At 66.9% G+C, this 7,464-nt stretch carries 12 protein-coding genes; all 12 read left to right on the forward strand.

The features are described 5' to 3' along the window. Positions 1–101 precede the first annotated feature (101 nt). The 12 genes from ACRCUN_RS30600 to rplO all read left to right on the forward strand — a co-directional run bounded on the left by ACRCUN_RS30600 (position 102) and on the right by rplO (position 7,437). Positions 102–1,598, forward strand: coding sequence for a permease (locus ACRCUN_RS30600; protein ID WP_462145368.1), 1,497 nt, complete (start codon positions 102–104; stop codon positions 1,596–1,598). Further along, positions 1,595–2,977 (forward strand): amidase, encoded by a 1,383-nt coding sequence (locus ACRCUN_RS30605; RefSeq protein WP_462145369.1) that lies wholly within the window; start codon positions 1,595–1,597, stop codon positions 2,975–2,977. The genes ACRCUN_RS30600 and ACRCUN_RS30605 overlap by 4 nt, the downstream gene beginning before the upstream one ends. A 253-nt stretch (positions 2,978–3,230) precedes the next feature. Beyond that, entirely contained in the window at positions 3,231–3,599 is a 369-nt protein-coding gene (gene rplN, locus ACRCUN_RS30610) for a 50S ribosomal protein L14 (protein ID WP_014814254.1), read from the forward strand. Beyond that, positions 3,600–3,917, forward strand: coding sequence for a 50S ribosomal protein L24 (gene rplX / locus ACRCUN_RS30615; RefSeq protein WP_462145370.1), 318 nt, complete (start codon positions 3,600–3,602; stop codon positions 3,915–3,917). A gap of 1 nt (position 3,918) precedes the next feature. Next, a complete protein-coding gene (gene rplE, locus ACRCUN_RS30620) occupies positions 3,919–4,482 on the forward strand; it encodes a 50S ribosomal protein L5 (RefSeq protein WP_462145371.1) in 564 nt (187 codons plus the stop codon). 4 nt (positions 4,483–4,486) lie between these two features. After that, positions 4,487–4,672: a type Z 30S ribosomal protein S14 gene (locus tag ACRCUN_RS30625; RefSeq protein WP_064946110.1), complete on the forward strand. Its 186-nt coding sequence runs from the start codon at positions 4,487–4,489 to the stop codon at positions 4,670–4,672. 84 nt (positions 4,673–4,756) lie between these two features. Next, the gene (gene rpsH / locus ACRCUN_RS30630) at positions 4,757–5,155 is read left to right on the forward strand and encodes a 30S ribosomal protein S8 (RefSeq protein ID WP_067842245.1); all 399 of its coding nucleotides are present in this window, start codon (positions 4,757–4,759) and stop codon (positions 5,153–5,155) included. A 13-nt stretch (positions 5,156–5,168) separates the two neighbouring features. Further along, the gene (rplF, locus tag ACRCUN_RS30635; protein ID WP_067842247.1) at positions 5,169–5,708 is read left to right on the forward strand and encodes a 50S ribosomal protein L6; all 540 of its coding nucleotides are present in this window, start codon (positions 5,169–5,171) and stop codon (positions 5,706–5,708) included. A gap of 2 nt (positions 5,709–5,710) precedes the next feature. Beyond that, positions 5,711–6,124, forward strand: coding sequence for a 50S ribosomal protein L18 (gene rplR / locus ACRCUN_RS30640; RefSeq protein WP_462145372.1), 414 nt, complete (start codon positions 5,711–5,713; stop codon positions 6,122–6,124). Between the two features lie 25 nt (positions 6,125–6,149). Beyond that, a complete protein-coding gene (rpsE, locus tag ACRCUN_RS30645) occupies positions 6,150–6,806 on the forward strand; it encodes a 30S ribosomal protein S5 (protein ID WP_462145373.1) in 657 nt (218 codons plus the stop codon). Positions 6,807–6,808: 2 nt separating this feature from the next. Then, complete coding sequence (gene rpmD / locus ACRCUN_RS30650; RefSeq protein WP_067842254.1) at positions 6,809–6,988, forward strand: 50S ribosomal protein L30; 180 nt, start codon at positions 6,809–6,811, stop codon at positions 6,986–6,988. A 5-nt stretch (positions 6,989–6,993) separates the two neighbouring features. After that, a complete protein-coding gene (gene rplO, locus ACRCUN_RS30655; protein ID WP_462145374.1) occupies positions 6,994–7,437 on the forward strand; it encodes a 50S ribosomal protein L15 in 444 nt (147 codons plus the stop codon). The last annotated feature ends 27 nt before the right edge of the window (positions 7,438–7,464 follow it).

Here is a 7,464-nt window from a genome sequence, read left to right on the forward strand (position 1 = left end):
GGTCGTGTCCATCGAGCACAATCACGAAACCTGTTGAGCACCATCGTGGTATGTCAATGGAAGACAGCTAGATCAGCCTAACGGATTGGATGGTGGCGCCCTTGTCCGCAGCCCATTGGGTCTACCTGCTCGGCCTCGTCGTACTGATCGGGACCGTGGTGGCCAAGAAGAACGTCATCGCGCCCGCCATCATCGCGACATTTCTCACCGGCCTCGCCTATCAGGGCAGCTTCACCATGGGCCTCGGTGCGGTGTTCAACGCGGCCATCGCCGGAACCCGGGAACTACTACCGATTTTCATCATCATCGCCCTGGTCACCGCGATGCTGGGGGCGATGCGCGCGCTCGGTGCCGACACCGTCATGATCCGGCCGTTGAGCGGGCTGTTCCGCAACGGCCACCTGTCCTACGTCCTGCTCGCGGTGGTGACATTCCTGTTGTCACTGGCATTTTGGCCCACTCCGGTGCTCCCGCTGATCGCCGCGATCCTGTTGCCCGCCGCCGTGCGGGCAGGGCTCCCGCCGCTCGGCGCAGCGCTGGCGATCGCGATCGCCGGCCAGGGCATGGCGCTCAGCTCCGACTACATCATGGGCGTCGCGCCTGCGCTGTCGGCCGAGGGCGCGGATGTGCCCGCCAGGCTGATCGCCGACCGCGCGACCATCATCGCGTTGATCGCGGGCGCGGTGGCGTTGGCCATCGCCTACCTACGCGATGTACGCACGAAGATGCTCGATTCCGAGGCCGCCGAAAAGGTCGAACTGCCGGTGTCCGACGGTGGTGGCGGTGCGCCGCGTCAACCCCGCGGCACGGGGCCCAACGGCGGCGGCGCGGCGCAGGGTGGCGTCGCCACGCTGACCGCACCGACCGAGACCGCCACGCCCCAACCCCGGTCGCCGAAGGCGCTGTTGATCGCCGTCGCGGTACCCGCACTGTTCGCCGGGCTGCTGGTGTTCATGCTGCTCGGCCGGTTCACGACTATCGTGCCCGATATCGACGAAGGGCTCGGCGCACCGCTCGTGGGCGGTACCGCCGCCCTCGCCCTGGTCGCGATCTCATTGCTGGCCAACCGAAAAGGGTGGCTCGAAGACGTCGGCGGGCATTTCACCGATGGCATCGCGTTTTCGTTCCGCACCATGGGCATGGTGATCCCGGTCGCCGGATTCGTCTACATCGGGCTGGCCGACTACTCCGCAGGCATTCTCGGCTTGCCCGAGGACGTGCAGGCTCCGGCCTTCCTGTTCGACGCGGTCGGGACGGTGCAGCCGCACATCCCGCAGATTCCCGTATTCGCCGCGTTCGCAATGTTGTTCGTCGGGATGCTGATCGGGCTCGACGGCAACGGCTGGCCGGGCCTTCCGTTCACCGGATCCCTGGCCGGGACGCTCGGCGACGGCACCACCGATGTGGCGACGCTGGCCGCGATCGCACAGAACGGGGCGAGCTGGACCGGCGGCGGCACCCTGGTGATCTGGTCATCGCTGATCGTCGTCGCCGGTCTGACCGGGGTGTCGGTGGTCGAACTCGCGCGGCGGCTCTTCATCCCGGTCGTCACCGGCCTGGTGGTGGCCACGGCGATCGCGACGGCGGTGCTGATGTGAGTGGTGGTCTCGTGAGTGCGGGCCGCACCGTCGTCGACACCGCCGCGCAGGTCCGATCGGGTGAGCTGGCCGCAGTCGCCGTCGTGCAGGAGGCGCTGAGCCGGATCGGATCCGTCGACGGCGCGCTCGGTGCGTTCGTCCATGTCGATGCCGAACGGGCCCTCGACGCGGCCCGAGCGGTGGACGAAATGGTCTCCCGCGGAACCGATCCCGGTCCGCTGGCCGGTGTCCCGTTGGGCGTCAAGGAACTTCACCCGGTACAGGGCTGGCCGTACGCGATGGGCAGCACGCTCTACGCCGACCGCATCGCCGACCACACGTGCACGCTGGTCGCGCGCGCCGTCGCGGCGGGCGCGGTCCCGCTCGGCCTCACCGCCTCACCGGAATTCGGCCGCGCGTCCTACACCGCATCCGCATTGCACGGCGTCACGCGCAACCCGTGGAACCCGGAACTGACCCCGGGTGGTTCGAGTGGCGGTTCAGCGGTCGCGGTGGCAGCGGGGATGGTGCCGGTCGCCACGGGCACCGACGGCGCGGGTTCCCTGCGTATTCCGGCGTCGTATTGCGGCCTGGTCGGTTTCAAAGGCACGTACGGCCTGGTGCCGCGGGGTCCCCGACACCGCGGCGTCGCCGACAACGACCACTACGGCGCACTGACCCGTACCGTCCGCGACACCGCTCGCTTCCTGGACTGCGTGTGCGGCGTCGACCCGTACGACCGCGCCTCGCTGCCCGCTCCGGCCCGCTTCGAGAACAACCTGGACGCCGATCTGCGCGGATTGCGCGTCGCGTTCGCGACAGATTTCGGCAACGCGCCGTGCGATCCGCAGGTGGCCGAGGTCGTCCACACCGCCGCCGAGAAGTTCATCGCCGCGACGGGCGCGCAGCGCGTCACGGCGGACCTTCGGATCGACGAACGGTGCGGTGCGGCGTTTCGCACGCTGTCGGCGCCCGACGTGTATGCCCAACTGCGTGACCTGCCGCGCGGTGAAACCGTCCACCCCACGCTGCGCGGATACCTCGACGCGGCGGCCGGCCTCGACGCCGATGCGCTCGCCGATGCGCACGAGGCCCGCGCGCATCTGGTCGCGACCGTCGCCGAGGCCTTCGAACGCTTCGATCTGCTGCTCACACCCGCAACTCAGGTGCCGGCATTCGCCGCCGCTGGGCCGATGCCCACTGAGATCGCTGGTCAGCCCGTCAACCATTGGGGTGCGCTCGCTGTCACCTTCCCGTTCAACCTGACCGGGCAGCCTGCCGTCTCGGTGCCTGCCGGTAGTGTCGGCGGCGCACCGGCCGGGCTGCAGATCGTCGGGCGTCGCCACGCTGACCTGCTGGTCCTGGCGGCCGCCGCGGCGATGGAGGACATCGCTCGCTGATCGTCGAGCGTGCGGTAACGGCTGTTCAGGCGCGGCGCGCCGGCCGACAGACCCACACGCTCGGCAGGCGAAGTGCGGCGATTTGGCGCATTCGGCGTGCTCACCTAGTATGTAGGGGTTGCCTTGGGCAGACCTCGGCTGGCCGCTGTTCTGATCCACAGTTCCGGTTAGCCCCGCGTGCCCTTGGGTGACAAAGACCGCGCACGTCCAGGTCGGTATCTGGCGTGCATACAAAACCAGGTCAGGAGATCGAGTGATTCAGCAGGAATCGCGGTTGAAGGTCGCCGACAACACGGGCGCCAAGGAGATCTTGTGCATCCGCGTGCTCGGTGGCTCGTCGCGGCGCTACGCCGGCATCGGTGATGTCATCGTCGCGACCGTCAAGGACGCCATCCCCGGCGGCAACGTCAAGCGTGGCGATGTCGTCAAGGCCGTCGTGGTGCGCACCGTCAAGGAGCGCCGCCGCGCCGACGGCAGTTACATCAAGTTCGACGAGAACGCGGCCGTCATCATCAAGAACGACAACGACCCGCGCGGTACCCGCATCTTCGGGCCGGTCGGTCGGGAACTGCGCGAGAAGCGCTTCATGAAGATCGTCTCGTTGGCCCCGGAGGTGCTGTAAATGAAGGTGCACAAGGGTGACACCGTCCTGGTGGTCTCGGGCAAGGACAAGGGCGCCAAGGGCAAGGTCCTGGTGGCCTACCCCGAGCGCAACAAGGTGCTCGTCGAAGGCGTGAACCGGATCAAGAAGCACACCGCCGTTTCGGCCAACGAACGCGGCGCGTCGTCGGGTGGCATCGTCACCCAGGAGGCGCCCATCCACGTGTCCAACGTGATGGTGGTGGACTCCGACGGCAACCCGACCCGCATCGGCTACCGCGTCGATGAGGAGAGCGGCAAGAAGGTCCGCGTCTCCAAGCGCAATGGCAAGGACATCTGAGATGACCACTGTTGAGAAGACCCAGCCGCGGCTGAAGGCTCGCTACCGCGAGGAGATCCGCGAAGAACTGCAGAAGCAGTTCGATTACGCCAACGTCATGCAGATCCCCGGTGTGGTCAAGGTCGTCGTGAACATGGGTGTCGGTGACGCCGCCCGCGACGCCAAGCTGATCAACGGTGCGGTCAACGACCTCGCGCTGATCACCGGCCAGAAGCCGGAGATCCGCCGCGCCCGCAAGTCGATCGCCCAGTTCAAGCTGCGCGAAGGGATGCCCATCGGTGCGCGCGTGACCCTGCGCGGCGACCGGATGTGGGAGTTCCTCGACCGGCTCATCTCGATCGCGCTGCCGCGTATCCGCGACTTCCGCGGTCTGAGCGCCAAGCAGTTCGACGGCACGGGCAACTACACGTTCGGGCTGAACGAGCAGTCGATGTTCCACGAGATCGACGTGGACAGCATCGACCGGCCCCGCGGCATGGACATCACCGTCGTCACGTCGGCGACGAACGACGACGAAGGCCGCGCGCTGCTGCGGGCGCTGGGCTTCCCGTTCAAGGAGAACTGAGTAGATGGCAAAGAAGGCGCTGGTCCACAAGGCCAACAAGAAGCCCAAGTTCGCGGTACGCGCGTACACGCGTTGCCAGCGGTGCGGACGCCCGCACGCCGTGTTCCGCAAGTTCGGGCTGTGCCGCATCTGCCTGCGCGAGATGGCGCACGCGGGTGAACTGCCCGGCGTGCAGAAGTCCAGCTGGTAACAGACCCAATCCAACAGGTTGCGGCAGGCCTCCCCAAGTGATTGGGCCAGGGGGAACCGCCGCGAGAAAGGTGAGCCGGTTGTCATGACGATGACTGACCCGATCGCAGACTTCTTGACACGTCTGCGCAACGCCAATTCGGCGTACCACGACGAGGTGACCCTGCCTCACTCGAAGATCAAGGCCAACATCGCCGAGATCCTCAAGAAAGAGGGCTACATCAACGACTACCGCACCGAGGATGCTCGGGTCGGCAAGTCGCTGATCGTTTCGCTGAAGTACGGCCCGAGCCGTGAGCGCAGCATCGCAGGCCTGCGCCGGGTGTCCAAGCCCGGCCTGCGGGTCTACGCGAAATCCACCAATCTGCCGCGCGTGCTCGGCGGCCTGGGCGTGGCGATCATCTCCACGTCTTCGGGTCTGCTCACCGACCGCCAGGCAGCACGACAGGGCGTGGGCGGCGAAGTCCTCGCTTACGTGTGGTGAGGGGGTAGGAAACATGTCGCGTATTGGTAAGCAGCCGGTTCCGGTTCCCGCCGGGGTCGACGTACAGATCGACGGACAGAACGTGTCGGTCAAGGGACCCAAGGGCACGCTCGCCCTGGACATCGCCGAGCCGATCACGGTTTCGCGCAACGACGACGGCGCCATCGTGGTGGCCCGCCCCGACGACGAGCGGCGCAGCCGTTCGCTGCACGGGCTGTCCCGCACGCTGGTGGCCAACCTGGTCACCGGTGTGACCGAGGGCTACACCACCAAGATGGAGATCTTCGGGGTCGGCTACCGCGTGGTGGCCAAGGGCAGCAACCTCGAGTTCGCGCTCGGCTACAGCCATCCCGTTCTGATCGAGGCGCCCGAGGGCATCACCTTCGCGGTCGAGACGCCGACGAAGTTCTCGGTCTCGGGTATCGACAAGCAGAAGGTCGGCCAGATCTCGGCGGTCATCCGTCGCCTGCGTCGCCCGGACCCGTACAAGGGCAAGGGCATTCGCTACGAGGGTGAGCAGATCCGCCGCAAGGTCGGAAAGACAGGTAAGTAACCATGGCTACCAAAACTGAAGGCACAGCAGCCGCTCAGCGTAAGCCCGTGGGGCAGAACATCTCCGAGACCCGACGGAACGCGCGGCTGCGTCGCCACGCGCGCCTGCGCAAGAAGGTCGCCGGCACCGCCGAGACCCCGCGTCTGGTGATCAACCGTTCGGCTCGCCACATCCACGTCCAGCTGGTCAACGACCTCGAGGGCACGACGCTGGCGGCCGCTTCATCGATCGAGGCCGATGTGCGCGCCGTCGACGGTGACAAGAAGGCGCACAGCGTTCGGGTCGGTCAGCTGATCGCCGAGCGTGCCAAGGCTGCCGGTGTCGACACCGTCGTGTTCGACCGCGGTGGCTACACCTACGGCGGCCGGATCGCTGCGTTGGCTGACGCCGCGCGTGAGGCGGGCCTGAAATTCTGATGACTGTCAACGAGAGGACTGCATGATGGCCGAGCAGGCAGGTGCCGCTCAGGCATCGGAGGGCCGTGGCGGCCGCGAAGGACGTGGTCGCCGCGATGACCGCGGTGGCCGTGGTGGCCGCGACAGCGGTGAGAAGAGCAACTACATCGAACGCGTGGTGTCGATCAACCGGGTTTCCAAGGTCGTCAAGGGCGGCCGCCGGTTCAGCTTCACCGCGCTGGTGATCGTCGGTGACGGCAAGGGCATGGTCGGCGTCGGCTACGGCAAGGCCAAGGAAGTTCCGGCCGCCATCGCCAAGGGTGTCGAAGAGGCTCGCAAGAACTTCTTCCGCGTTCCGCTGATCGGCGGCACCGTCACGCACCCGGTTCAGGGCGAGGCCGCTGCCGGTGTCGTGATGTTGCGTCCGGCCAGCCCCGGTACCGGTGTGATCGCCGGCGGTGCGTGCCGCGCGGTGCTGGAATGCGCCGGCGTGCACGATGTCCTGGCCAAGTCGCTGGGCAGTGACAACGCGATCAACGTGGTTCACGCCACCGTTGCCGCGCTCAAGCTGCTGCAGCGTCCGGAGGAGGTGGCGGCCCGTCGCGGTCTGCCCATCGAGGATGTTGCGCCGGCCGGCATGCTCAAGGCCCGGCGTGAGAGCGAAGCGCTGGCCGCAGCGGCAGCGCGTGAAGGATCGGCATAACCATGGCAGAGCTCAAGATCACCCAGGTGCGCAGCACCATCGGTGCGCGCTGGAAGCAGCGGGAGACCCTGCGGACGCTGGGCCTCAAGAAGATCCGCCAATCGGTGGTGCGTGAGGACAACGCCCAGACTCGGGGTCTCATCAAGACCGTTCACCACCTCGTAGATGTTGAGGAGGTCTAGGACAGATGAGCGTTATCAAACTTCACGATCTGAAGCCGGCCGCCGGTTCGAAGACCGCCAAGACCCGCGTGGGTCGCGGTGAGGGTTCGAAGGGCAAGACCGCAGGCCGTGGTACCAAGGGCACCAAGGCCCGCAAGAACGTCCCCGTGACGTTCGAGGGCGGCCAGATGCCGATCCACATGCGGCTGCCGAAGCTCAAGGGCTTCAAGAACCGTTTCCGCACCGAATACGAGGTCGTCAATGTCGGCGACATCGGCAAGGCCTTCCCCGAGGGTGGCACGGTTGGTGTCGACGAGCTGGTGGCCAAGGGCCTGGTTCGCAAGAACACGCTGGTCAAGGTGCTCGGCGACGGCAAGCTGACCGTCAAGGTCGACGTCACCGCCAACAAGTTCAGCGGCAGCGCCCGCGAGGCGATCACCGCCGCCGGTGGTTCGGCCACCGAGCTGTAAGTCTGTACACGCGAAGGCCCCCGCAAT

The sequence above is a fragment of the Mycobacterium venezuelense genome (assembly GCF_054919535.1).

What these genes read in the sequence shown, in the direction of transcription:
- rpsE (WP_462145373.1), top strand. Translation starts at nt 6,150, where the DNA reads ATGGCCGAGCAGGCAGGTGCCGCTCAGGCATCGGAGGGCCGTGGCGGC.
- ACRCUN_RS30625 (WP_064946110.1), top strand. Translation starts at nt 4,487, where the DNA reads ATGGCAAAGAAGGCGCTGGTCCACAAGGCCAACAAGAAGCCCAAGTTC.
- rplX (WP_462145370.1), top strand. Translation starts at nt 3,600, where the DNA reads ATGAAGGTGCACAAGGGTGACACCGTCCTGGTGGTCTCGGGCAAGGAC.
- rplE (WP_462145371.1), top strand. Translation starts at nt 3,919, where the DNA reads ATGACCACTGTTGAGAAGACCCAGCCGCGGCTGAAGGCTCGCTACCGC.
- rplO (WP_462145374.1), top strand. Translation starts at nt 6,994, where the DNA reads ATGAGCGTTATCAAACTTCACGATCTGAAGCCGGCCGCCGGTTCGAAG.
- rplR (WP_462145372.1), top strand. Translation starts at nt 5,711, where the DNA reads ATGGCTACCAAAACTGAAGGCACAGCAGCCGCTCAGCGTAAGCCCGTG.
- rpmD (WP_067842254.1), top strand. Translation starts at nt 6,809, where the DNA reads ATGGCAGAGCTCAAGATCACCCAGGTGCGCAGCACCATCGGTGCGCGC.
- rplF (WP_067842247.1), top strand. Translation starts at nt 5,169, where the DNA reads ATGTCGCGTATTGGTAAGCAGCCGGTTCCGGTTCCCGCCGGGGTCGAC.
- rpsH (WP_067842245.1), top strand. Translation starts at nt 4,757, where the DNA reads ATGACGATGACTGACCCGATCGCAGACTTCTTGACACGTCTGCGCAAC.